20 protein-coding genes are annotated in these 22,542 nt (G+C 71.7%); 6 read left to right on the top strand and 14 right to left on the bottom strand.

Annotation, left to right across the window (positions count from 1 at the left end):
- Position 1 precedes the first annotated feature (1 nt).
- The 8 genes from ACIQHQ_RS07370 to ACIQHQ_RS07335 all read right to left on the bottom strand — a co-directional run bounded on the left by ACIQHQ_RS07370 (position 2) and on the right by ACIQHQ_RS07335 (position 7,019).
- Complete coding sequence (locus ACIQHQ_RS07370) at positions 2-166, bottom strand: hypothetical protein (RefSeq protein ID WP_402610773.1); 165 nt, start codon at positions 164-166, stop codon at positions 2-4.
- Positions 167-538: 372 nt separating this feature from the next.
- Positions 539-1,654, bottom strand: coding sequence for a 3-oxoadipate enol-lactonase (gene pcaD, locus ACIQHQ_RS07365; RefSeq protein WP_402610772.1), 1,116 nt, complete (start codon positions 1,652-1,654; stop codon positions 539-541).
- Positions 1,651-2,946 (bottom strand): 3-carboxy-cis,cis-muconate cycloisomerase, encoded by a 1,296-nt coding sequence (pcaB, locus tag ACIQHQ_RS07360; protein ID WP_402610771.1) that lies wholly within the window; start codon positions 2,944-2,946, stop codon positions 1,651-1,653. Before pcaB ends, pcaD begins: the two co-directional genes overlap by 4 nt.
- Complete coding sequence (gene pcaG / locus ACIQHQ_RS07355; RefSeq protein WP_402610770.1) at positions 2,943-3,548, bottom strand: protocatechuate 3,4-dioxygenase subunit alpha; 606 nt, start codon at positions 3,546-3,548, stop codon at positions 2,943-2,945. The genes pcaB and pcaG overlap by 4 nt, the downstream gene beginning before the upstream one ends.
- 6 nt (positions 3,549-3,554) lie before the next feature.
- The gene (gene pcaH, locus ACIQHQ_RS07350) at positions 3,555-4,328 is read right to left on the bottom strand and encodes a protocatechuate 3,4-dioxygenase subunit beta (protein ID WP_402610769.1); all 774 of its coding nucleotides are present in this window, start codon (positions 4,326-4,328) and stop codon (positions 3,555-3,557) included.
- Between the two features lie 92 nt (positions 4,329-4,420).
- On the bottom strand, positions 4,421-5,623 hold the full coding sequence (locus ACIQHQ_RS07345; RefSeq protein ID WP_402610768.1) for a thiolase family protein: 1,203 nt from the start codon (positions 5,621-5,623) through the stop codon (positions 4,421-4,423).
- Positions 5,620-6,264 (bottom strand): CoA transferase subunit B, encoded by a 645-nt coding sequence (locus ACIQHQ_RS07340; RefSeq protein WP_402610767.1) that lies wholly within the window; start codon positions 6,262-6,264, stop codon positions 5,620-5,622. The genes ACIQHQ_RS07345 and ACIQHQ_RS07340 overlap by 4 nt, the downstream gene beginning before the upstream one ends.
- Positions 6,264-7,019 carry a CoA transferase subunit A gene (locus tag ACIQHQ_RS07335; RefSeq protein WP_402610766.1) on the bottom strand — a complete coding sequence of 252 codons (756 nt, stop codon included), beginning with the start codon at positions 7,017-7,019 and terminating at the stop codon, positions 6,264-6,266. The genes ACIQHQ_RS07340 and ACIQHQ_RS07335 overlap by 1 nt, the downstream gene beginning before the upstream one ends.
- Before the next feature lie 206 nt (positions 7,020-7,225).
- Here ACIQHQ_RS07335 and ACIQHQ_RS07330 point away from each other — a divergent pair, with 206 nt between their 5' ends.
- On the top strand, positions 7,226-7,690 hold the full coding sequence (locus ACIQHQ_RS07330) for a MarR family winged helix-turn-helix transcriptional regulator (RefSeq protein WP_402610765.1): 465 nt from the start codon (positions 7,226-7,228) through the stop codon (positions 7,688-7,690).
- A 23-nt stretch (positions 7,691-7,713) separates the two neighbouring features.
- Here the strand turns inward: ACIQHQ_RS07330 and ACIQHQ_RS07325 are convergent, their stop codons facing one another.
- Positions 7,714-8,694 (bottom strand): DUF3048 domain-containing protein, encoded by a 981-nt coding sequence (locus ACIQHQ_RS07325; protein WP_402610764.1) that lies wholly within the window; start codon positions 8,692-8,694, stop codon positions 7,714-7,716.
- Between the two features lie 200 nt (positions 8,695-8,894).
- Between ACIQHQ_RS07325 and ACIQHQ_RS07320 the strand changes: the two genes are divergently transcribed.
- Positions 8,895-10,085, top strand: a complete 1,191-nt coding sequence (locus ACIQHQ_RS07320) for a zinc-dependent alcohol dehydrogenase (RefSeq protein ID WP_402610763.1) — start codon at positions 8,895-8,897, stop codon at positions 10,083-10,085.
- Positions 10,086-10,106: 21 nt separating this feature from the next.
- Here ACIQHQ_RS07320 and ACIQHQ_RS07315 read toward each other — a convergent pair whose 3' ends face one another.
- Positions 10,107-11,171, bottom strand: coding sequence for an ATP-dependent DNA ligase (locus ACIQHQ_RS07315; protein ID WP_402610762.1), 1,065 nt, complete (start codon positions 11,169-11,171; stop codon positions 10,107-10,109).
- Positions 11,172-11,245: 74 nt separating this feature from the next.
- On the opposite strand from ACIQHQ_RS07315, the gene ligD reads away from it, so the two are divergent.
- The gene (gene ligD / locus ACIQHQ_RS07310; RefSeq protein ID WP_402610761.1) at positions 11,246-12,277 is read left to right on the top strand and encodes a non-homologous end-joining DNA ligase; all 1,032 of its coding nucleotides are present in this window, start codon (positions 11,246-11,248) and stop codon (positions 12,275-12,277) included.
- Here the strand turns inward: ligD and ACIQHQ_RS07305 are convergent.
- Both ACIQHQ_RS07305 and ACIQHQ_RS07300 read right to left on the bottom strand, forming a co-directional pair.
- On the bottom strand, positions 12,264-14,408 hold the full coding sequence (locus ACIQHQ_RS07305; protein ID WP_402611589.1) for an OmpL47-type beta-barrel domain-containing protein: 2,145 nt from the start codon (positions 14,406-14,408) through the stop codon (positions 12,264-12,266). The two genes, ligD and ACIQHQ_RS07305, sit on opposite strands and share 14 nt — an antisense overlap.
- 44 nt (positions 14,409-14,452) lie before the next feature.
- Positions 14,453-16,933: a ThuA domain-containing protein gene (locus ACIQHQ_RS07300; protein WP_402610760.1), complete on the bottom strand. Its 2,481-nt coding sequence runs from the start codon at positions 16,931-16,933 to the stop codon at positions 14,453-14,455.
- Positions 16,934-17,122: 189 nt separating this feature from the next.
- On the opposite strand from ACIQHQ_RS07300, the gene ACIQHQ_RS07295 reads away from it, so the two are divergent.
- The 3 genes from ACIQHQ_RS07295 (at position 17,123) to ACIQHQ_RS07285 (ending at position 19,853) form a co-directional block, all read left to right on the top strand.
- Positions 17,123-18,100, top strand: a complete 978-nt coding sequence (locus ACIQHQ_RS07295; protein ID WP_402610758.1) for a multicopper oxidase domain-containing protein — start codon at positions 17,123-17,125, stop codon at positions 18,098-18,100.
- Positions 18,101-18,194: 94 nt separating this feature from the next.
- On the top strand, positions 18,195-19,232 hold the full coding sequence (locus tag ACIQHQ_RS07290; protein ID WP_402610757.1) for a LacI family DNA-binding transcriptional regulator: 1,038 nt from the start codon (positions 18,195-18,197) through the stop codon (positions 19,230-19,232).
- Positions 19,233-19,607: 375 nt separating this feature from the next.
- On the top strand, positions 19,608-19,853 hold the full coding sequence (locus tag ACIQHQ_RS07285; protein WP_402610756.1) for a WhiB family transcriptional regulator: 246 nt from the start codon (positions 19,608-19,610) through the stop codon (positions 19,851-19,853).
- 127 nt (positions 19,854-19,980) lie between these two features.
- Here the strand turns inward: ACIQHQ_RS07285 and ACIQHQ_RS07280 are convergent, their stop codons facing one another.
- Both ACIQHQ_RS07280 and ddaH read right to left on the bottom strand, forming a co-directional pair.
- The gene (locus ACIQHQ_RS07280; RefSeq protein WP_402610755.1) at positions 19,981-20,958 is read right to left on the bottom strand and encodes an acyl-ACP desaturase; all 978 of its coding nucleotides are present in this window, start codon (positions 20,956-20,958) and stop codon (positions 19,981-19,983) included.
- Positions 20,959-21,149: 191 nt separating this feature from the next.
- Entirely contained in the window at positions 21,150-21,926 is a 777-nt protein-coding gene (gene ddaH / locus ACIQHQ_RS07275) for a dimethylargininase (RefSeq protein ID WP_402610754.1), read from the bottom strand.
- Positions 21,927-22,542: the final 616 nt, after the last annotated feature.

Below are 22,542 nucleotides of genomic sequence, written 5' to 3'. Positions count from 1 at the left end.
TTCACGCGCGCGGCAACTGGCCGGTCACCGTCGTGAGGCGCCCCCGCGCTCCGAGGTCGTAGGCCGCCTCGTCCGCCCGTGCGGCTTCGCGCCCGACCTGGGTATGGGCCGCGACTTCGACGACCACCGCCGTGTCCATGTGGGTCGCGGGGCGCGGCACGTTCACCGCGACGCCGCTGCCCCGGAGCTCCCCGGCGAGGGCGAAGGTGTGCGCGGCGAGCGAACTCGCTGTGGCAGTGCGCGGACAGGCCGCTGCGGCGGCGGGTGAGCTCCGGGTCGGCGAAGTCGAGCGGTTCCTGTCCGGCCGAGCCGACGTCGACGATCCGGGCGGGCGCGTCCGCGCGCAGCACCGGCGGCAGGGCGCGGGCCGGCGCGACCGGCGCCAGGGAGTCGACCGTCAGCCGCAGCTCGTGTCCGTCGGCGCTCAGCTCACGCCCGGCCCCGCGCGCAGGACTGGACATGCCCCCACCGTGGGCACGCGAGGAAGGCGGGTGCGAGACCCGGCCGGGCCTACGACCGGCGCAGTCACCCTTCGGTGCTAGGCGCCGTCCTCTTCCGCCAGCACCCGCTGGGCCGTCGAGAACGCCGAGTTGGCCGCCGGTACCCCGCAGTACACCGCCGTCTGCAGCAGCACCGCGCCGATCTCCTCCGGGGTGAGCCCGTTGCGGCGCGCGGCGCGGACGTGCAGGGCCAGCTCGTCGTAGTGGCCGTGCGCGACCAGCGCGGTGAGGGTGATCATGCTGCGTTCGCGGCGCGACAAGGTCGGGTCGGTCCAGATCTCGCCCCAGGCGTAGCGCGAGATGAAGTCCTGGAAGCGGGCGGTGAAGGGGGTCTGCCGGTTCTGCGCCCGGTCGACGTGCGCGTCGCCGAGCACCTCGCGCCGTACGGCCATGCCCCGCGGGGCCTCCTGACCGAAGTGGGCGCGCAGCGCGGTCAGCACCGCCTGTGGGCACTGCGCGGGTGCCAGGTGCGAGGCGCCGGGCAGCTCCACGAGCGTCGCGCCCGGCACCGCGTCGGCGATCTCCCGCAGATGCGCGGGTGGTGTCGCCGGGTCCTCGCGGCCGGCGACCAGCAGGGTCGGCACGGTGATGCCGTCCAGCCGGTCGCGCAGGTCGAACGCGGCGAGCGCGTCACAGCAGGCGGCGTACGCCTCCGGGTCGGCGTTCCGGTGGTCCCGGACCAGGCGGGGCACGGTGAAGCCGCCGGTGAACCAGCGCGCGTCGGCGTTGTCCGCCAGCCGGGCCAGGCCCTCCCGTCGCACCAGCGCGGCCCGCTCCTCCCACGGCCCGGCACCGTTGAAGTGCGCCGACGAGCAGATCACGGCCAGGGACGACAGCCGCTGCGGATGGTGCACCGCGAGGTGCAGCCCCACGGCCCCGCCCAGCGACACACCCGCGTACGCGAACCGCTCGATGCCGAGCGAGTCGGCGAGCGCCAGCACCAGCCCGGCGAGGTCACCGACCGTCGCGCCCGCCCCGATGAGACGGGCCGCCGAACCGCCGTGCCCCGGCAGATCCCAGCGCACGACCCGGTGGGTGATCGACAGCTCGGGCGCGATCTCGTCCCACAGGGCGTACGACGTGCCGAGTGAGGGACCGAGCAGCAGAGGGGGAGCGGTGCCGGGACCTTCGATGTGGTGGTTCAGGAGGGTCAACGTCGCTCCAGAGCACGGTCGGTGAGGGTCCCGGCGGAACCCGTGTAGTGGGTGGGATCGAGGTCGGAGTCCGCCAACTCCGGTGCTTCGGCGATCGGTTGTCCCTCGGCGGCGAGCCGGGTGAGGAGTTCCTTGGCGCGGGCGCGGCCCAGCACCGGGGTCAGTTCGGCGGAGAGCCGCTCGGACACGATCAACCCATGGGTGAGGTCCAGGTGTTCGCGCATGGCCTCGGGCCTGACCCGCAGCCCCTCCGCCAGTTCTGCGGCGTCCCGGGCGGCTCCGCCGACCAGCCGCAGCAGATCCCGCAGCGGCTCCCATTCGGCGTGCCAGGCCCCGGCCGGACGCTCGTCCTCCGCGGTCATCGCGCCGTAGAGGGTGGCCGCGAGCTGGGGTGCCCGCCGCGCGGCCGACGCGATCAGGGTGGACCGTACGGGGTTGGACTTGTGCGGCATGGCGGACGAACCGCCGCCATTGCCCTCCACGACCTCGGCGATCTCGGTGCGCGACAGGGTGAGGACGTCCACGGCGAGTTTGCCGAGCGCACCCGCCGTGAAGGCCAGGCACCCGGCGAGATCGCCGATCGGCGTCCGCAGGGTGTGCCACGGCAGGGCGGGCGCACGCAGACCGAGCTCGCGGGCGTACGCCTCCGGCAGCCCGGCGGGATCGCTCGCGCCGTACGCCCCGAAGGCCGCCAGCGTGCCCGCCGCGCCGCCGAGTTGGACGGGCAGTGATTCCCGTACGGCCCGCAACCGGTCCCGGGCGTCCAGCGTCAGCGACCGCCACCCGGCCGCCTTCAGCCCGAACGTGGTCGGCACGGCGTGCTGGGTGAGGGTCCGCCCCGGCATCGCGGTGTCGCGGTGCTCGGCGGCCAGCCGGGACAGCGCCTGCTCGGTACGGCCGAGGTCGGAGAGGACCGGGCCGAGGGTCCGCGCGGCGACCAGCATCGTCGCCGTGTCCATGATGTCCTGGCTGGTCGCGCCCCGGTGCACGTAGGGGCCGTACGCCCCGCCCACGGCCCTCGTCAGATCCGCGACCAGGGGGATGACGGGATTGCCGCCCGCGCGGGCCCGTTCGGAGAGGGACCGCACGTCGAAGGCACCGGTCCGGGCGGCCTCGGTCACCGCCGTCGCCGCCTCGGCCGGGGCGAGCCCCGTCGCGGCCTGGGCGCGGGTCAGCGCGGCCTCCGCGTCGAGCAGCGCCCGCAGATAGGCGTGGTCGCCGGTGGCGGCCGCGGCAGCCGATTCGGCCCACCCGGGGGCGAGCAGCCCGGTGTCGCCGGAGGGAGCTGTCACTGGAACTCCAGGAAGACCGTCTCGCCTTCGCCCTGAAGGCGGATGTCGAAACGGTACGTGCCGTTCCCCTCCCGCGCGGCGATCAGCGTGTCGCGGCGGGCGTCCTCAAGCCCGGACAGCAGCGGATCGGCGGCGAGCGCCGCCGTGTCGCCCGGCAGGTAGATCCGGGTGTACAGGTGCACGAGCAGCCCGCGCGCGAAGACGCACACGCTGATGTACGGGGCGCTCCGCCCGCGAGCGCCGGGCCGCAGGGTGCGCGCGTACCAGTGGCCGTTCGCGTCGGTCTGGATGCGCCCCCAGCCGGTGAACTCCACGCCGTTGCGCCCGAGGAAGCCGCCCGAGGCCGGGTCGCGCCGCATGGAGCCGTCCACCTTCGGCAGGTTGCCGTCGGGGTCAGGACCCCACAGTTCGATCAGGGCGTCCGGCAGCGGCCCGCCCTCGCCGTCGGTGACGTGGCCGTGCACGGTGACCGTGTCGGGGTGGCCGAGGGGTGCGATGTCCTCGCCGCCGCGGAACGGCAGGGCGTGGCCGTAGAACGGGCCGACGGTGTGCGAGGGGGTGGGCAGCACGCTCTCCGGCCGGCTGGGGTCGATCTTCGTCATGGCTGGTCAGCGTCCTTCTTCGATCCAGGTGGCGTGCGGGCCGTCCAGCACGATGTCCCAGTGGTAGCCCATCGAGAACTCCGGCACCGACAGGCTGTGGTCGTACGTGGCGACCAGTCGCTGCCGGGCCGCGTCGTCCGTCACGGACTGGATGATCGGGTCGTAGGGGAACAGCGGGTCGCTCGGGAAGTACATCTGCGTCACGAGCCGCTGGGTGAACGCCGTGCCGAAGAGGGAGAAGTGGATGTGCGCCGGCCGCCAGGCGTTGAGGTGCTGGCGCCACGGGTACGGGCCCGGCTGGATGGTGGTGAACCGGTAGCGGCCCTCGTCGTCGGTGAGGGTGCGGCCCACGCCGGTGAAGTTCGGGTCCAGCGGGGCGTCGTGCTGCTCGCGCTGGTGGGCGTACCGGCCCGCCGAGTTGGCCTGCCAGACCTCCACGAGCTGGCCGCGCACCGGGCGGCCGTCGCGGTCCAGCAGCCGCCCGGAGACGGTGATGCGCTCACCGATCGGTTCGCCGTCGTGCTGCCGGGTGAGGTCGTTGTCGGTCTCGGTGATGTCCCGTTCCCCGAAGGCGGGGGAGGACAGCTCCACCAGCTCCGGGTCCCTGCCGACGTCGATGGTGACCGGCGGCTGCTTGGGGTGCCGGAGCACGGAGGACCGGTACGGCGCGTAGTCGCGCCGCGGCTGATGCTCGACGGGCCCGCCGTCGGCGAGCCGCTTCCCGTACGCGGCGTGCTCGGCCGCGATCTCCTGATCGATGTCGTGCTGAGTGAGAGTCATGGGGTCCCCTGAAAGGTTCTTTCGGATCGCGCCCCAAGGGGCGCGGGGAACTGCGCGACCAGCCACGGAAGGGCTGCGGTCGCGCGGCTCGCCTAGCGTTCCAGGACGAGGGCGAGTCCTTGGCCCACCCCGATACACAGCGTGGCAACACCCACGCCGCCGCCGAGCCGGGCCAGCTGATGGGCCACCGTGCCGGCAAGCCGAGCCCCGGACGCGCCGAGCGGATGCCCCAGCGCGATCGCGCCGCCCTGCGGATTGAGGATCGCGGGATCGAACTCGGGCCACTCGGCCAGGCACCCCAGCACCTGCGCGGCGAACGCCTCGTTCAGCTCCAGCACGGACAGGTCGGCGAATCCCCTGCCCGCCTTGGCCAGCGCCCGGTTGACCGCTTCGACGGGCGCCAGCCCGAAGTAGTGCGGGTCGGTCGCGGAGACCCCCGTCGCGCGGACGCGGGCCAGCGGCTCGCGGCCCGTGGCCTTCAACCCCTCGCCGTCGACGAGGAGCAGGGCCGCCGCACCGTCGTTGAGCGGAGAGGCGTTGCCGGCCGTCACCGTGCCGCCCTCCTTGCGGAACGACGGCTTCAGCCCGGCCATCGCGGCCAGGGAGGCATCCGGCCGGACGCACTCGTCGGCGGCGAGGACCACCGGCTCGCCCTTGCGCTGCGCAACGGCCACGGGCGCCAGCTCACCGTCGAACAGGCCCTCGGTCCGCGCCCGCGCTGCCTTCTCGTGGCTGCGCAGGGCGAACTCGTCCTGCTGTTCCCGGCCGATCCTGTGCTTGTCGGCGATGAGTTCGGCCGACTCGCCCAGCGGGATCGTCCACTGCGGCTCCATGCGCGGGTTGACCATCCGCCAGCCGAGGGTCGTCGAGTACAGCTCGGTGTGCCCGGCCGGGAAGGGCTTGTCGCTCTTCGGCAGGACGTACGGCGCCCGGGTCATGGACTCGACACCACCGGCCAGTACGACGGACGCGTCGCCGAGCGCGACGGCGCGTGCCGCCTGGATCACCGCCTCCAGACCGGACGCGCACAGCCGGTTGACCGTCACCCCCGGCACGGACGTGGGCAGGCCGGCGAGCAGCGCGGCCATCCGGCCCACGTTGCGGTTCTCCTCGCCGGCCCCGTTGGCGTTGCCGAAGTACACGTCGTCGATCCGCGCCGGGTCCAACTCCGGGACACGACCGAGGAGTTCGCGGACGGCATGCGCGGCCAGGTCGTCCGGGCGCACGCTCGCGAGGCCCCCGTTGTAGCGGCCGATCGGCGTGCGGACCGCGTCGACGATGTAGACGTCCTTCACTGCGGGCCCTCCGGAACGGTCAGATCGGCGCCGGTCCGGGCGACGATCTCGTCGGCGGTCACACCCGGCGCGGTCTCGACCAGCACGAGACCGCCCTCGGCGACGTCGAGGACGCCGAGGTCGGTGATGATCCGGTTCACGCACCCCTTGCCGGTCAGCGGCAGGGCGCACTCGGTGAGGATCTTCGGCGAGCCGTCCTTGGCGGTGTGTGTCATGACGACCACGACCGTACGGGCGCCGTGCACCAGGTCCATCGCCCCGCCGATGCCGGTGACCAGCTTGCCGGGTACGGCCCAGTTGGCCAGGTCGCCCCGCTCGGACACCTGCATGGCGCCGAGCACGGCGACGTCGATGTGGCCGCCCCGGATCATCGAGAAGGACAGCGCCGAGTCGAAGAAGGAGGCGCCCGGCAGGACCGTCACCGTCTCCTTCCCGGCGTTGATCAGGTCCGGGTCCACGGCGTCCTCGGTGGGGTAGGGGCCGGTGCCCAGGATGCCGTTCTCCGATTCGAGGACGACCTCGACGCCCTCGGGGAGGTGGTTCGGGATGAGGGTCGGCAGGCCGATGCCGAGATTGACGTACTGGCCGTCCCTCAGCTCCCGTGCCGCCCGCGCGGCCATCTCCTGGCGTGTCCAGGCCATCAGGACCTCACCGTCCGCTGCTCGATCTTCTTGTCCGCCGCCTGCTCCGGGGTGAGCACGAGCACTCGCTGCACGAAGATGCCCGGCAGGTGCACCGCGTCCGGGTCGATTCCGCCGGGCTCCACCAGCTCCTCCACCTCGGCGATCGTGACCCGCCCGGCCATCGCGGCCAGCGGGTTGAAGTTGCGGGAGGACTTGGTGAAGACCAGGTTGCCGTGCCGGTCGCCCTTGCGGGCCCGCACCAGGGCGAAGTCGGTGCGGATGCCCCGCTCCAGCACGTACTCGGTGCCGTCGAACTCCCGGACCTCCTTCGGCGGCGAGGCCAGTGCGACCCCGCCCTCACCGTCGTAGCGCCAGGGCAGTCCGCCGTCGGCGACCTGTGTGCCCACGCCGGCCGGGGTGTAGAAGGCGGGGATCCCGGCGCCGCCGGCCCGCAACCGCTCGGCCAGCGTGCCCTGCGGGATCAGCTCGACCTCCAGCTCACCGGCCAGGTACTGCCGGGCGAACTCCTTGTTGGCGCCGATGTAGGAGCCCGTGACCCTGGCGATCCGGCCGGCGGCCAGCAGCACCGCCAGACCCGACTCCATCGCCCCGCAGTTGTTGGAGACCACCGACAGCCCGGTCACGCCGCGCTCGTGCAGCGTCTCGATCAGCGTGTTCGGCACACCGCTCAGCCCGAAACCGCCCACCGCGAGCGACGCGCCGTCCGGCACGTCGGCCACCGCCTCCAGGGCTGTGGCGACCACCTTGTCCATCCGAGAAGCCCCATCTCTTCCGAGCGGCCCGACCGAATTAATCAGGGCACTGAGTATTTCTGCGAGCTGCCCTTCACGCTGCCATCGGCGCACCGGGGCGTCAAGGCCTGTGCATAACCGCCCGTGATCCTTGGCATGGACGGCAGACAGCGCCCGACGTGTTGAGTATCGTTCAGTGCACCGATGAAAACGACCGAGGGGTGCACATGACGGCCGCGGACCTCACCACCCACCCCGGGCACCTGGCCCGGCGCCTCCAGCAGGCGCACTACCTGCTCTGGAACGCGATGGTCTCCGAGGAGATCACCTCGCCCCAGTTCGCGGTCCTCAACACGCTCGTCGCCGAACCGGGCCTGGATCAGCGCACGGTGGGGGAGCGGGTGGGGCTCGACCGCTCCACCATCGCCGAGGTGATCAGCCGGCTCAGCCGGCGCGGACTGCTCGACAAGGTCCGCGACCCCCGGGACGGCCGCCGTTCCCTGCTGCACCTCACGGACGAGGGGGCGCGCACACATCGCAGGCTGACCGTGCGCACCGCCCGGATGAACCAGGTGTTCCTCGCCCCGCTGACCGCCGACGAGCGGACGGTGTTCTTCGACCTCATCCGCCGGGTCGCGGACGCGGCCGAGGGGCTCCGCAATCCCGAGGAGCCCCTGGTGGCGCCCCGCTGAGGGCCGCGGCCCGGGCGGGCCGGTCAGGACGCCTCGGCGAACACCACCCACACCTGACCCGTCGCGAAGTTCACCGGCGCGCCGTCACCGGTGGTGAACGAGGTACCGTCCGCAGCCTTCTCCCGCTCCCAGTTCACGTCCCAGGCCCGCCCCCCGCGCAACACCTCCGCCTTCCCCGAACCGACCGTCTCCGTGTACGGCGTGTTGTTGCCGAGGAAGTCCTGGAAGGCGGACTCGCGCACCTTCACGTACTGCACCACGACCGTCGCGGCCGTCATCCGCTCTCCGTCGGCCGTCGTCGCGGGCGTGCCGTCCATGCCGACCAGCCAGCGGTCGCGGGCGCCCGACCAGGTGAAGGTGAAACGGGCCGCCGCGTAGCGCACCGTCCGGGAGTCCGTCGCGGTGCCGCCCGCGGGTGCCGAGCCGTAGCGGAAGCCGGTGGTCAGGGCCGCCTTGCCCGGGGCCTCGGGCACGATCCGCTCGGGCCGCAGGTAGAGGTTGTGCGGGGCGGGTCTGCCGGAACCGCGGAAGTAGGCGTCGGCGGCGTTGTCCGGGGTCTCCGCCCGCAGCGGTGCCTTGTCGATCAGCGGCAGGAGCTTCTTCTGCGCGCCGGAGAAGGCGAGCGTGGGCCGGCCGAACTGGCGCAGCAGCTCCAGGTCCGACTCGCGTGCGCTGCGCACCGGCCCGACGGTCTCCGGCAGCCGCGTCGCGTACACGGCCATCAGTCGGCTCAGTCCGCCCTCGACCTGCTCGGCGTAGACCACGTCCGCGGCGTCGATCCCCGTGTGCGGGCGCGCCCGGACGGCGTTGTCGATCTTGACGGCGAGGGCCGAGGGGCCCGCCTGCGAGGAGGACTCCTGCCGCGACTCCTTCGCTGATCCCCGTCCGTCGTCGCCCGGTCCGCCCCCGCCCGTGCAGCCCGCGGCCAGGGCGGCTGTGACCGTCGCGGCCAGCAGCGCCGTCGTCGTGGCGCGCCGTCCGCGCGCCCCTCGTCCAGTGCCCACCGTCGCCACCGCGCCTCATGTCATCGATGTGTCTTGATTGTGCGCTTATCTGAACATCGTTAGCCATGGTCGCTCGTTTCAGGGCGAGGGGGCGTCTCCGTCGGGTCCGTCGATCGGCTCAAGGTTCAGCGCGGCGTGGCCCGGGTACCCGGCCCACGCCGTACGACCGACGCGCACGCCGACGGAGGGAGCGCGAGGCGATGAGGGCAGTGACCTGGCAGGGCAAGCGGGACGTGCGGGTGGAGAACGTGCCCGATCCGACGATCCAGGAGCCGACGGACGCGGTTATCCGCATCACCTCCACCGGACTGTGCGGGTCCGACCTGCACCTCTACGAAGTGCTCACACCGTTCATGACCCCCGGTGACATCCTCGGCCACGAGCCCATGGGCATCGTCGAGGAGGTCGGCGCCGGCGTCCCGGACCTTCAGGTGGGGGACCGTGTGGTGGTGCCCTTCCAGATCGCCTGCGGCAACTGCTGGATGTGCCTCACCGGCCTGCCCACGCAGTGCGAGACCACCCAGGTACAGGGTGAGGGCATGGGCGCCGCGCTGTTCGGCTACACCCGCCTGTACGGCTCGGTGCCGGGCGCCCAGGCCGAGTACCTGCGCGTCCCGCAGGCCCAGTTCGGCCCGATCAAGGTTCCCCAGGGACCTCCCGACGACCGTTTCGTCTACCTCTCCGACGTCCTGCCCACCGCCTGGCAGGCGGTCGCCTACGCCGGCGTCCCGCAGGGCGGCAGCGTGGCCGTGCTGGGACTCGGCCCCATCGGCGACATGGCCTGCCGCGTCGCCCAGGTACAGGGCGCCGGCCGGGTGTTCGGCGTGGACCTGGTCCCGGAGCGGCTGCGCCGGGCGAAGGAACGGGGCGTGGAGACCTTCGACCTCAGGTCCTTCGACGACGAGAAGGAACTCGTCGCCGCGATCCGCGACCAGACCGACGGCCGTGGCCCGGACGCCGTGATCGACGCCGTCGGCACCGAGGCCCACGGCAGCGCGGCCGCGCGCCTGGTGCAGAACACCGCGGCGATCCTGCCCCGCAAGCTGGGCGCCCCGATCGCCGAGCGCTTCAGCGTCGACCGTCTCGCCGCGCTCTACACCGCCATCGACCTGGTGCGCCGCGGCGGCACCATCTCGCTGTCCGGTGTCTACGGCGGCATGGCGGACCCGCTGCCGCTGCTCACCCTGTTCGACAAGCAGATCCAGATGCGGATGGGCCAGGCCAACGTCCGCCGCTGGAGCGACGAGATCATGCCGTACCTGACCGACGAGGATCCCCTCGGCGTGGACGACTTCGCCACCCACCGGGTGGCGCTGTCGGAGGCCCCGCACGCCTATGAGATGTTCCAGCGCAAGCAGGACGGCGCGGTCAAGGTCCTGATGCAGCCCTGAGCACCGCCGGAACCTGGACGCCTAGACACCGAGGATCTCCGCCAGGTCGTAGCGCACCGGCTCCTCCAGCTGGGCGTAGGTGCAGCTCTCGGGGGTCCGGTCCGGGCGCCAGCGACGGAAACGGGCAGTGTGCCGGAAGCGCTGCCCGTTCTCCATGTGGTCGTACGCCACCTCGGCCACGCGGTCCGGCCGGAGCGGCACCCACGACAGGTCCTTGCGGCCCGACCAGCGGCTCGGCGCCCCCGGCAGCCGGGCCTTCTCATGGGCGGTCTCCTCGGACCAGGCCGCCCACGGATGCCCCGACACCTCGTCCATGCGCAGCGGCTCCAGCTCCTCCACCAGCTCGGCACGCCGCTTCATGGTGAACGCGGCGGACACCCCCACGTGCTGGAGTGTGCCTCCCTCGTCATACAGGCCGAGCAGCAGCGATCCCACGACCGGGCCGCTTTTGTGCAGGCGGTACCCGGCGACCACGACGTCCGCCGTCCGCTCGTGCTTGATCTTGAACATGGCGCGCGCGTCCGGCCGGTAGCGCACCGTCAGCGGTTTGGCGACGACCCCGTCGAGACCGGCCCCCTCGTACTGTTCGAACCACTGCCGCGCCACCTCGATGTCGGTGGTCGCGGGCGCCAGGTGCACCGGCGCCGCCACCCCGGACAGCTCCGCGGCCAGCCGCTCCCGCCGCTCGGTCAGCGGCACGTCCATCACCGACTCGTCACCCAGCGCGAGCGCATCGAACACGACCAGCGAGGCCGGCGTCCGCTCGGCCAGCATCCGCACCCGCGAGTCAGCCGGATGGATCCGCTCGGTCAGCGCGTCGAAGTCCAGATGCCCCTCCCGCGCGATCACGATCTCCCCGTCCACCACACACCGCTCGGGCAACCGCTCCCGCACGGCCGTCACCAGCTCGGGAAAGTACCTGGTCAGTGGCTTACCTGTGCGGCTGCCCAGCTCGACCTCGTCGCCGTCGCGGAACACGATCGCCCGGAACCCGTCCCACTTCGCCTCGTACTGCATGCCCGCGGGGATCGCCGCCACCGACTTGGCGAGCATCGGCAGGACAGGGGGCATCACCGGCAGATCCATGGATCGATTCTGCGCCGACATGCCGATGAATGCCCGATGTGCGAGGTATGCGGGCGACGCCTACCGTGGCGAGCATGGGTGACGCGGTGGAACTGGAGGTCGGCGGCCGGACCGTACGGCTGTCCAGCCCGGACAGGATCTTCTTCCCGGAGCGTGGCTTCACCAAGCTGGACCTCGCCCGCTACTACATCGCCGTCGGCCCCGGCATCCTGCGCGCCCTGCGCGACCGGCCGACCACCCTGGAACGCTACCCCGAGGGCATGAACGGCGAGAACTTCTTCCAGAAGCGGGCTCCGAAGAACATGCCCGACTGGATCCCGACCGCGCACATCACCTTCCCCAGCGGCCGCAGCGCCGACGAGATGTGCCCGACCGAGGTGGGAGCGGTGGTGTGGGCCGCCCAGTTCGGCACGCTCACCTTCCACCCCTGGCCGGTACGCCGCGACGACGTCGACCACCCGGACGAGCTGCGCATCGACCTCGACCCGCAGCCCGGCACCGACTACGACGACGCCGCCCGAGCCGCCCACGAACTGCGGGCGGTGCTCGACGAGTTCGGCGGGCTGCGCGGCTTCCCCAAGACCTCCGGCGGCCGGGGCCTGCACGTCTTCGTGCCCATCGAGCCGCGCTGGACCTTCACCCAGGTCCGCCGCGCCGCCATCGCGGTCGGCCGGGAGATGGAACGGCGCATGCCCGAACGCGTGACCATCAAGTGGTGGAAGGAGGAGCGGGGCGAGCGGATCTTCATCGACTACAACCAGACGGCACGCGACCGCACGATCGCCTCCGCCTACTCGGTACGCCCCCGCCCGCACGCCCCCGTCTCCGCGCCCCTGCGCTGGGACGAGGTGGGCATCGCCCACCCCCAGGACTTCGACCTCGCGACCATGCCCGCGCGCTTCGCCGAACTCGGCGACGTGCACGCGGACATGGACGAGCACCGCCACTCCCTGGAAGCCCTGCTCGACCTCGCCCGCCGCGACGAACACGACCACGGGCTGGGCGACCTGCCGTACCCGCCCGAGTATCCGAAGATGCCGGGGGAGCCCAGACGGGTACAGCCGAGCAGGGCCCGCAAGGAGAAGCAGCCTCCTACAGCTCCTTGATCCGGATGTCCCGGAACGAGACCACATCCGTCGTGCCGTGCACCTGGAGCCCGATGTAGCCGGAGGCGAAGCGCCGCCCGTCCGTGCCCGGGTCGTCCGAGCGGGGCGGGGTGAACTGCTGGCCGCCGGTGTTGTCGAACTCGTTGATCAGCACACCGTTGCGGAACACCGAGTAGTGCTGGCCCTCCACGCGGATCTCGTAGTCGTTCCAGGTGCCCTTCTGCGTCACGCCCGCACCGGCCAGGCCCACGCGGTCGAAGCCGTAGACCGAGCCGGTCTTGTACATGTCGCCGTCGGGCCGGTCGAGCACCTGCACCTCGTGCCCGTACTTGATGGCGACCCACTCCGGGCGGGACTCCTCCGGGTGGTCGTGGACCCACGGGAAGCGCACGAAGACACCGGAGTTGGCGTTGCCCGTGCCCGGGGCGTCGTCACGCCACTGGAGCTTCAGCGAGAAGTCGCCGTACGTGCGCTGCGGGAACCACAGCATGCCCATCCCGGGCGTCGTGGTGCCGGAGGTGATCGTCCCGTCCGGGTTCAGCCCGAACGAACCGCCGCCCACCTGCTGCCACTTGGCGAGGGACTCCGCGGTGCCGTCGAAGAGCGCACGGTATCCCTCGGTCTGCCCCGGCGTGCCGATGCCCGACTGCCGGGCGGCCTTGCGGATCGCCTTGGACTCCCGCTGGTCGATGACCCCTTCCTTCAGCAGCGCGTCCAAGACCGCGTTCACGTGCTTGAGGAACAGCGCCTGGGACGTCCACTCCTTCTCGTCCTCGATCATCTCGCCGATCCGGCACCGGTTGTCGGTGACCCGGTTGCGCACGCCGGAGTCGACCGTGCCGACGATCACCGTCGACCGCTCGTCGTACTCGGGGCAGTTCGGCGCGGGGACCTGCCCGGAGACGACCGTGAAGGCCACGGTGCGGGCCGCCGCCGTGTTGCCGGCCTTGTCCGTCGCCCGGTACGCGACGGTGTGGGCGCCCGCCCGGTCGACCACCACCGGGGCCGTGTACGCGAGGTAGGGCCCGCCGTCGAGCGAGTACTCGATCCTCTCGACGCCCGAGCCGTGCGCGTCGGTCGCCGTGACGGTCACCCGGGCGCTGTTGACGTACGCACCCGCGGAGTTCTTCGTGCCCTCCACACTCACGCCCGTCACCGGCGCAGTGGTGTCCTCGGGCGGCGCCGCGACGACCGTGAACCGCACGTTCTTCTCGGCCGCCGTGTTGCCCGCCTTGTCGGCGGCCCGGTAGCGGACGGTGTGCGTGCCCACCTGATGCACCATCACGGGCGCCGTGTACGGCTGCCAGGCGCCCGAGCCGATCGCGTACTCGATCGTGTTGACGCCGGATCCGCTGTCGGAGGCCGAGACGGTGACCGTCGCCATGTCGATGTACGCACCGTCGGCGTCGCGCTCACCGCTCACCGTCGCCGAGGTCTCCGGCGCGGTGGTGTCGTCCGACTGCGGCGCCACGACCGTGAACTCGGCGCTCTTCTCGGGGGAGACGTTCCCCGCCTTGTCGAACGCCCGGTAGCGGACCTTGTGGCCGCCGACCTGGTCGACGACGACCGGCGTGGTGTACGGCTGCCAGGCGCCCGCGTCGCCGATCGCGTACTCGATCCTCTCGACGCCGGAGCCGCCCTCGTCGGTGGCGTGCAGCGCCACGCTCGCCGAACCGACGTACGCGCCCTGCGTGTTCTGCGTGCCGCTGACGTGCGCCGACACCTCGGGCGCCGTGGTGTCCTCGCCGGTGCCCCCGGTCACCGTGAGGATGCCCTGCATCTGGCCGTGGCCGGGGATCGTGCAGTGGTAGAAGTACCGGCCGGGCGTGAGCGTGACCCGCGCGGTGTACCTGCCGCCCTGGGCGTCGTTCGGGTTGGCCAGGATGTTGAGCTGCACGTCGCTGTTGAACTCGGGATCACTGGTCACGAACGTCAGCGTGTGCGGCATGCCCGTGGTGTTGCCGGTGGCCGCGCTGTTCTCGAAGACGATCGTGGCCGTCCCGGCGACCGCGGTCTTCGGTGCCGAGAGGTACTTGTCGATGTCGTTGCCGGCCGTCCAGGTGAGCACCTGGTCGGCGGCCGCCTCCTCGGGCTGCCCGGCGGCGGGCAGCGCCTGCACGCCGAGCATCATCAGCAGAGCGGCCAGCAGTGCGGCCCAGACTCTTCGTCGACGGATCACTCGCTCCCCCTCGCCAGCCGGCCGGCGGCCGGAGTCGGCCCGCCGCCCTTGTAGGTGACCCGCCACAGGGCCGACTTGGAGTCCGAGGTGAAGAAGCCGCGCCCGTAGTCGAGGACGTACAGCGCGCCGTCCGGACCGAACGTCCAGTCCATCAGGTTCTTGATGCCGTCGTTGCCGATCGGCACGATCTTCTTCAGCGACTCCGCGTGCACCGGCAGACCGCCCTCACCCTGCGTCTTCGGGTCCATCAGCACCGCGTGGCGCGGCTGGTCGGCGTCGTAGAAGTCGCCGACGAACCACTTGCCGTCCCAGTAGGCCGGCCACTTGACGGTGCTGTCGGCCGCGGCCGTGCCGTACCGGTAGACCGGCCCGTTCATCGCGGCCTGCCCGCCGCCCTTCAGCCAGGGCAGCCGGTACGTGGCCTCCGACGGCTTGTACGACGGGACACCGTTCGCGTCCCGCGGGTAGTCCGGAGCCCCGCCCGAGGGCGAGTACCAGATGTTGTTGCCGGTCACCGGCGGCAGGTTGACCAGGCCGTCGTTGTTCGGCGACTCGTTCTTCGGGTGGTCGCAGTCGTACCAGCCCAGCGGCTTGGACGGGTCGGGCAGATTGCGGTCCCGGTAGGGCTGCTTGTTGCCCATGCAGTACGGCCAGCCGCGGTTGCCCGCCTCGGTGATGGCGGCGAACGTGTCGTACTTGGCCGGGCCCCAGGTCGTCGAGGGCGCGCTCGCGTCCGGGCCGACCCAACCCGCGTACAGCACGTCGGTCGACGTGTCGACGGAGATGCGCGCCGGGTTGCGCACGCCCATCACATAGATCTCGCCGCGGGTCTTGCCGCCGCCCTCGTCGGTCTCCTTCCCGGTGAAGAGGTTGCCCTCGGGCAGTGTGTACGTCCCGTCCGGCTCCGGGTGGATGCGCAGGATCTTGCCGTTGAGGTTGTTGGTGTTGCCCGCGGTGCGGCGTGCGTCCGCGAAGGAGACGCCCTTGTAGTTCGGTTGCGGGTTGTTGCCCGAGTAGCCGGCGCTGAAGCCGCTGGAGTTGTTGTCACCGGTGGCGATGTACAGGTTGCCCTTGGAGTCCCAGGCCATCCCGCCGCCCGCGTGACAGCAACTGTGGATCTGCACCGGCCACTTCAGCAGCACCTTCTCACTGGACAGGTCCAGCTTGTTCGTGGCCTGGTCGAGCGTGAACCGGGAGACCCGTCGCTGCGCCATCCGCGTATCGCGGTTGATCTGCTCGTGCGGTGTGTAGTGCAGGTACACCCAGCCGTTCTGCGCGAACCTCGGGTCCAGCTCGATGCCGAGCAGCCCTTCCTCGACCTTGACCAGCTCGTCGCCGCCGCCCTTGTTGCCGAAGACGGTGAGGGCGCCGGCCAGGGTGACCTGCTTGGTCTTCGGGTCGTAGACGTGGATCTCGCCCCTGCCCTTGCCGATGTCGGGGTTGTTCCAGTCCGTGATCACGGGCTGTGAGGAGTCGGCGCCGCCCCGGCCGATGTAGAACACCCGGCCGTCGGGCGCGGTGACCATGCCGTGCGGCTCGCCGATCTGGTCGTTCTGCCCGGGCTGGTTGGGCTTGGTCAGCCGCTCCACCGCGTAGTTGGCGTTGATGGCCGCCTTGCAGTCGGCTTGTTCCAGGCGGGTCGTCCACATCAGCGCACCCCGCAGATGATCACGGAAGTCGGTCTCGTCGTACGACGACACCGTCCCGCCCATCCCGGTGTAGAAGGACCGGCCGCCGTCGTAGTCACGGCACCAGCTGACCGGGTGGTCCCAGCCGTTGGCGCCCGTGCCCGGCTGGTACGTCGACTCGCGGACCCGGGCGACCGTGTGCACCTCGCCCGAGGGGTTCTTCACCCAGTTGAACCACCGGTCCGGGCGTTTCCACTGCACCGGCAGGTCCTTGGTGGCGGGGTGTCTGCGGTCTCCGACCTCCACCGTGGCGCGCTGGACGGCCGTCGGGCCGGACGCGGCCGGACGGGCACCCACCAACCCGGTGAACCAGTGCGAGTACGGCTCCGCGCGCGCCGCGTCATGGAGGCCGACGAACCCGCCGCCGGCCTCCATGTAGGCCTCCAGGCCCGCCTCCTGCTCCGCGTCGAGGACATCGCCCCCACCGGTCAGGAACACGATCGCGTTGAAGCGGCCGAGTCGTGTCTCGTCGGTGAAGACCGAGGCGTCGCCGGTGGCCTGGACCTTGAAGCGGCGGTTCTCCGGGCCCGTCAGACCGATGTCCTCGATGGCCTCGATCCCGGCGTTCACGACCGGCGACTCCTCCCCGGCCGCCGCCGAACCGTGGAAGATCAGCACCCGTACGTTCGCGCCGCCTGGCGGCGACTTGATCGACATCGTTGTCAGCGGGGGTTCGGGGTAAGGGCGCGCACTCGCCGCCGGGCCGGACAGCAGCCCGGCGGTCACGACCCCGGCGGCGGCGGACACCGCCCAGACGCGTCTTGATTTGCTCAACCCTCGTAAGTGCATGGGCACCTCCTCGGTCACAGCGACACCGCCAAGGAAGCTAAACCCCTTTGCGTGTCTCGCCAATACTTATGACCGGGGCGGCACCAACTTTGTCTTGAGTGTGGATAAACGGGAGGGTGGCCGGTACCGTCGCACAGGTTCATCACAGGTACGCCTCCGTACATGCCATACCAGGGTGGGGAGTTCCGCATGGACAGGCGCAGCTTCAACCGGCGGGTCCTGCTGGGCGGCGCGGCCGTCGCGACATCGTTGTCCGTGGCGCCGGAGGCCGTGAGCGCCGCCGGACCGGCGAAGACGGCGCCCGCCGGGGGCGAGGTGAAGCGCATCACGCTGTATGCCGAGAAACTGCCCGACGGTCAGATGGGCTACGGGCTGGAGAAGGGCAAGGCGAGCATCCCGGGGCCGCTGATCGAACTCAACGAGGGCGACACGCTGCACGTCGAGTTCCAGAACACCATGGACGTGGACGTGAGCCTGCACGTCCACGGTCTGGACTACGAGATCACCAGCGACGGCACGAAACTGAACCGCAGTCATGTGGAGCCGGGCGGAACCCGCACCTACACCTGGCGCACCCACGCCCCCGGCCGCCGCAAGGACGGCACCTGGCGCTCGGGCAGCGCGGGCTACTGGCACTACCACGACCACGTCGTGGGCACGGAACACGGAACGCAGGGGCTGCAGAAGGGCCTGTTCGGCCCGGTCGTCGTCCGCCGCAAGGGCGACGTCCTGCCGGACCGGACCCACACGGTCGTCTTCAACGACATGCGCATCAACAACAAGCCGCCGCACTCCGGGCCGGACTTCGAGGCCACGGTGGGTGATCGCGTCGAGTTCATCGTGATCACGCACGGCGAGTTCTACCACACGTTCCACATGCACGGTCATCGCTGGGCGGACAACCGCACCGGCATGCTGACCGGCCCCGAGGACCCCAGCCAGGTCGTCGACAACAAGATCACGGGCCCGGCCGACTCGTTCGGCTTCCAGGTGATCGCGGGGGAGGGGGTCGGCGCCGGGGCGTGGATGTACCACTGCCACGTCCAGAGTCACTCCGACATGGGGATGGTGGGGCTGTTCCTGGTGAAGAAGCCGGACGGGACGATTCCGGGGTATGAGCCGCACGAGCACGGGCAGGAGCCGCCGGGGGGCGGGCACGAGCACTGACGGGCCGCTGCCGCCCGCGACCTGCGAGAGCGCTCTCACCTCGCTGTGCCCCCGGGGCTATCCTGATCCGCAGCCGCAGGTGAGGAGCCCCGAAGTGACCGACACAGCGCCGCGTCCCACCCTGGAGGCCGTGGCCGCCCGGGCGGGTGTCTCGCGGGCCACCGTGTCTCGCGTGGTCAACGGTGGCGACGGGGTGCGGGACACCCTCGTGGAGAGGGTCCTCAAGGCCGTGGACGAGCTCGGCTACGTGCCCAACCAGGCCGCCCGCTCGCTGGTGACCCGGCGGCACGACGCGGTCGCGGTCGTCGTCGCCGAACCGGAGACCCGGGTGTTCGCCGACCCGTTCTTCGCGCTCCAGCTGCGCGGCATCAGCAAGGAGCTCACCGCCCACGACAACCAGCTCGTGCTGCTGCTGACCGAGGGCCGGGACGACCACGCCCGGGTCGGCCGGTACCTCGCCGGCGGGCATGTCGACGGGGCCCTCGTCTTCTCCCTGCATCTCGACGACCCGCTGCCGGAGCTGATCCAGCGGGCCGGTGTCCCCACCGTCTTCGGCGGCCGGCCCGGCTGGAGCGGTGACCGGCGGGACGTGGTCTACGTCGACAGCGACAACCGCGGTGGCGCCCGCGACGCCGTCCGCCACCTGGCGGGCCTCGGCCGTACCCGGATCGCGCACATCACCGGCGCCCTCGACCAGACCTCCGCCGCGGACCGACTCGACGGCTACCGGGACGTCATGGTGGACGCGGACCCGCGGCTGATCGCCGAGGCCGACTTCACGCCCGCCGGCGGTGAACGGGCGATGCGCGAGCTCCTGGAGCGCTGCCCGGACGTCGACGGGGTGTTCGCCGCCAACGACCTCATGGCCTCCGGGGCCCTGCGCGTCCTGCGCGAGTCCGGCCGCCGGATCCCCGACGACGTCGCCGTGATCGGCTTCGACGACATGCGGCCCGTGGCCGAACAGACCGACCCACCGCTCACCACGGTTCGTCAGGACATCGAGGAGATGGGCCGCCTGATGGCCCGCCTGCTGCTGCGCGGCCTCGACCGGGGCGCCCCGAAGGAGGGCGTCGGGGCGACGCCGTCGAGCGTGGTGCTGCCGACGACACTGGTACGGCGCGGGTCCGCGTAGGGCCGCTCGCGGCCCGGCCCTTCCCGCGGCGCGCCCCGGGGCGGCCCCAGTCCTGCCGGGGCTCGCCGCGGATCACCGCGAAGCGGGCGCCGTACGGGTCGGTGAACTCGGCCAGGCGGCCGACGGCGGGGAACGTCCGTGGCGGGCAGGCGGACCGTGCCGCCCGGCTCCCGGGCCCCGGCGACGGTGGCGTCCGTGTCGGTGACCTCGAAGTGCGGCGGCCGGTATGCCTCCTGGGCCGGTTTCCGGAGTTTCCGCGCGCCGCCGTGCGCAGGCCCCTCCGGCGGGCGACCATCGAAGTGGCCGGGGGCCCGTGAACGCCGTGTTGATCCCGCGTTGATCGGATGTTTTTCGCCGCCCGCGACGCTTCCGGGCATGCACATCGACACGATCACCTCGCCCGAACTCACCTGGCAGCAGGAGGCGTTGTGCGCGCAGACGGGAGCGGACTTCTTCTTCCCCGAGCCGGGCAGTTCGGTGCGGGAGGCGAAGCGGATCTGCGGTATGTGCCCGATCCGCACGGCCTGCCTCGAGTACGCGCTGGACAACGACGAGCGCTTCGGCGTCTGGGGCGGCCTGTCGGAGAAGGAACGGCTGGAACTGCGACGCATGTCCCGGTAGCCAGGGCGCCCCGGAACAGGCCTGTCCCGGCCGGATTCGCCCCTCGCGCCGAAGACCGCCCGGCAGCGCACAGTGCCCCGGCCGCTCGTGGCGGCCGGGGCACTGTGGCCGTGGGTGCGGGGCGGCGTCAGGCGCCGGCGCGGGCCGCCATACGTGCCTTGCGGGCGGCCAGCTTCTCGTCGAACTTCGACGCCTCGGAGTCCAGACCGCCCATGAACAGGCCGAGCTCCTCCTGCGCCTTGCGGCCCTCCGGGCCCAGGCCGTCGATCTCCATGATCTTCAGGAAGCGCAGCACGGGCTGGAGCACGTCGTCGTGGTGGATGCGCATGTTGTAGATCTCGCCGATCGCCATCTGCGCGGCGGCCCGCTCGAAGCCGGGCATGCCGTGGCCGGGCATCCGGAAATTCACGATGACGTCGCGCACCGCCTGCATCGTCAGGTCGGGCGCCAGCTCGAACGCCGCCTTCAGCAGGTTCCGGTAGAAGATCATGTGCAGGTTCTCGTCGGTGGCGATGCGGGCCAGCATGCGGTCGCAGACGGGGTCCCCGGACTGGTGGCCGGTGTTGCGGTGCGAGACGCGGGTCGCGAGCTCCTGGAAGGCCACGTAGGCGACCGAGTGCAGCATCGAGTGCCGGTTGTCCGACTCGAAGCCCTCGCTCATGTGGGACATCCGGAACTGCTCCAGCTTGTCCGGGTCCACCGCGCGCGAGGTGAGCAGGTAGTCGCGCATCACGATGCCGTGCCGGCCCTCCTCGGCGGTCCAGCGGTGCACCCAGGTGCCCCAGGCGCCGTCGCGGCCGAACAGCGAGGCGATCTCGTGGTGGTAGCTGGGGAGGTTGTCCTCGGTCAGGAGGTTGACGACGAGCGCGATGCGCCCGATCTCGGTGACCTTGGACTGCTCCTTCTCCCAGGCCTCGCCGTCCTCGAAGAGCCCGGGGAAGTTGCGCCCGTCGCTCCACGGAACGTACTCGTGTGGCATCCAGTCCTTGGCGACCTTCAGATGCCGGTTGAGCTCCTGCTCGACCACTTCCTCCAGGGCGTGCAGCAGCTGAGCGTCGGTCCAGGCGCCGGCGGGGCTGCCGAGGTGGGGAGTGGTGATCGTCATGGACTCTCCAGGGGGACAAGCGTACGAGCGGTGATCATTGAACCTACGGCATCGTAGGCTACGTATGCGTAGGTTACGATGCCGTAGGTTGAGAGGGCTGTAAAGCCGACCGATCAGCGGGGTCGCCCGTTCGCGCGCCCACGCCCCGGAGGCGCAGGTCGAGGCGCTGCGCGATGAGGTGGCGCGACCGGTCAGGCGTACAGCTCCCGCAGCCGCACCGAGAGACACGTCACACAACCCTCGAGCTTCTCGAACTCGCTGATGTCCACCACGACCGGTTCGTACCCGAGGTCGGCGAACAGCTCGGCGGTCTTCGGCGCACTCGCGGCCATCAGCAGCTTCGCGCCGCCGAGCAGCACGACATGGGCCCCGGCTTCCTCGGGGACCGGCAGGAAGCGCGCGAACAGCGACGGCGCGTCCATCTTCGGGATGTGCCCGATGACCGTACCGTCCGGCAGCGCCGTGACGGCCGACTTCAGGTGCAGCACCTTGCTCACCGGTACGGCGACGACCCGTGCGCCGAGCGGCTCGAACGCGGCGCGCACCTGCTGGACGCCGGCCGCGTTGGTGCGGCCGCCCCGGCCCACGTAGACCGTGTCGCCGATCTTCAGGACGTCTCCGCCCTCCAGTGTGCCCGGCTCCCAGATCCAGTTCACCGAGCAGCCCAGACCGGCCACGGCCTCCTCGACCCCGGCGGTCTCCGCACGGCGTGAGTCGGCGCCCGGGCGGGCGATCAGCGCCACGTTGCGGTACATCACGACCGTGTCCTCGACGAACACCGAGTCCGGGCAGTCGTCGGCCGGGTCCACCTCGATGGTCTCCCAGCCGTGCGCGCGCAGAGCCTCCACGTACGCCTCCCACTGCTCGACGGCGAGGTCGGCATCGACCTGCTTCCGCTCGATGTGCGTCACCAGCCCTTCCGCGAGACGCGGGCTGGGGCGGCGGACGAGGGCCTTCTTGCTGGGCACGAGCGTGACTCCGTATCGGGTGGGACGTGTCGGGGCCGCACCGACGGGAGCTTCCGGGGTCGGCCGGAACCCATCGGGCGTCGGCCGACCATCATGCAGGGCGAGTCGAGGAGAGGACAGCTCTGGGGGAGGGGCGGAAGGGGCGGAGGGGAGGAGGCGCAGTGAGGGAGCCGCCCGTGGGACGGTCGGGGCCGGCGGCTCCCTGGGGCGGGCGGGGCGGCTCCTGCCCCGCCGGTGGCCCGTCGCAGAGGCGGGGACGTCACGGCCGCCCCGGCCGAGGGCCCGCGTCGAGGAGCGCGTCCTTTTCGGGCTCAGGAGCGCGTCCTCCTCGGGCTCACCCCGGTGGCCCGGCCTCCTCCGGACCTGCCGCTGCGCCGGTGTCGTCGTGGCCGGGTGCCCTCGGGTGCGTCCGGGCGCAGGCATGCGGGCTCACCCCGGTGGCCCGGCCTCCTCCGGACCTGCCGCTGCGCCGGTGTCGTCGTGGCCGGGTGCCCTCGGGTGCGTCCGGGCGCAGGCACGCGGGCTCACCCCGGTGGCCCGGCCTCCTCCGGACCTGCCGCTGCGCCGGTGTCGTCGTGGCCGGGTGCCCTCGGGTGCGTCCGGGCGCAGGCACGCG

This window comes from Streptomyces sp. NPDC092370, from assembly GCF_044755265.1.
Classification (GTDB): Bacteria; Actinomycetota; Actinomycetes; order Streptomycetales; family Streptomycetaceae; genus Streptomyces.
This window is presented reverse-complemented; position numbering and strand designations above follow the sequence as displayed.

Coding starts and splice junctions, on each gene's coding strand:
- pcaG (WP_402610770.1), bottom strand. CDS start 3,548: ATGACGAAGATCGACCCCAGCCGGCCGGAGAGCGTGCTGCCCACCCCC.
- pcaH (WP_402610769.1), bottom strand. CDS start 4,328: ATGACTCTCACTCAGCACGACATCGATCAGGAGATCGCGGCCGAGCAC.
- ACIQHQ_RS07340 (WP_402610767.1), bottom strand. CDS start 6,264: ATGGCCTGGACACGCCAGGAGATGGCCGCGCGGGCGGCACGGGAGCTG.
- ACIQHQ_RS07335 (WP_402610766.1), bottom strand. CDS start 7,019: ATGGACAAGGTGGTCGCCACAGCCCTGGAGGCGGTGGCCGACGTGCCG.
- ACIQHQ_RS07330 (WP_402610765.1), top strand. CDS start 7,226: ATGACGGCCGCGGACCTCACCACCCACCCCGGGCACCTGGCCCGGCGC.
- ACIQHQ_RS07320 (WP_402610763.1), top strand. CDS start 8,895: ATGAGGGCAGTGACCTGGCAGGGCAAGCGGGACGTGCGGGTGGAGAAC.
- ACIQHQ_RS07315 (WP_402610762.1), bottom strand. CDS start 11,171: ATGGATCTGCCGGTGATGCCCCCTGTCCTGCCGATGCTCGCCAAGTCG.
- ligD (WP_402610761.1), top strand. CDS start 11,246: ATGGGTGACGCGGTGGAACTGGAGGTCGGCGGCCGGACCGTACGGCTG.
- ACIQHQ_RS07305 (WP_402611589.1), bottom strand. CDS start 14,408: ATGATGCTCGGCGTGCAGGCGCTGCCCGCCGCCGGGCAGCCCGAGGAG.
- ACIQHQ_RS07300 (WP_402610760.1), bottom strand. CDS start 16,933: ATGCACTTACGAGGGTTGAGCAAATCAAGACGCGTCTGGGCGGTGTCC.
- ACIQHQ_RS07295 (WP_402610758.1), top strand. CDS start 17,123: ATGGACAGGCGCAGCTTCAACCGGCGGGTCCTGCTGGGCGGCGCGGCC.
- ACIQHQ_RS07285 (WP_402610756.1), top strand. CDS start 19,608: ATGCACATCGACACGATCACCTCGCCCGAACTCACCTGGCAGCAGGAG.
- ACIQHQ_RS07280 (WP_402610755.1), bottom strand. CDS start 20,958: ATGACGATCACCACTCCCCACCTCGGCAGCCCCGCCGGCGCCTGGACC.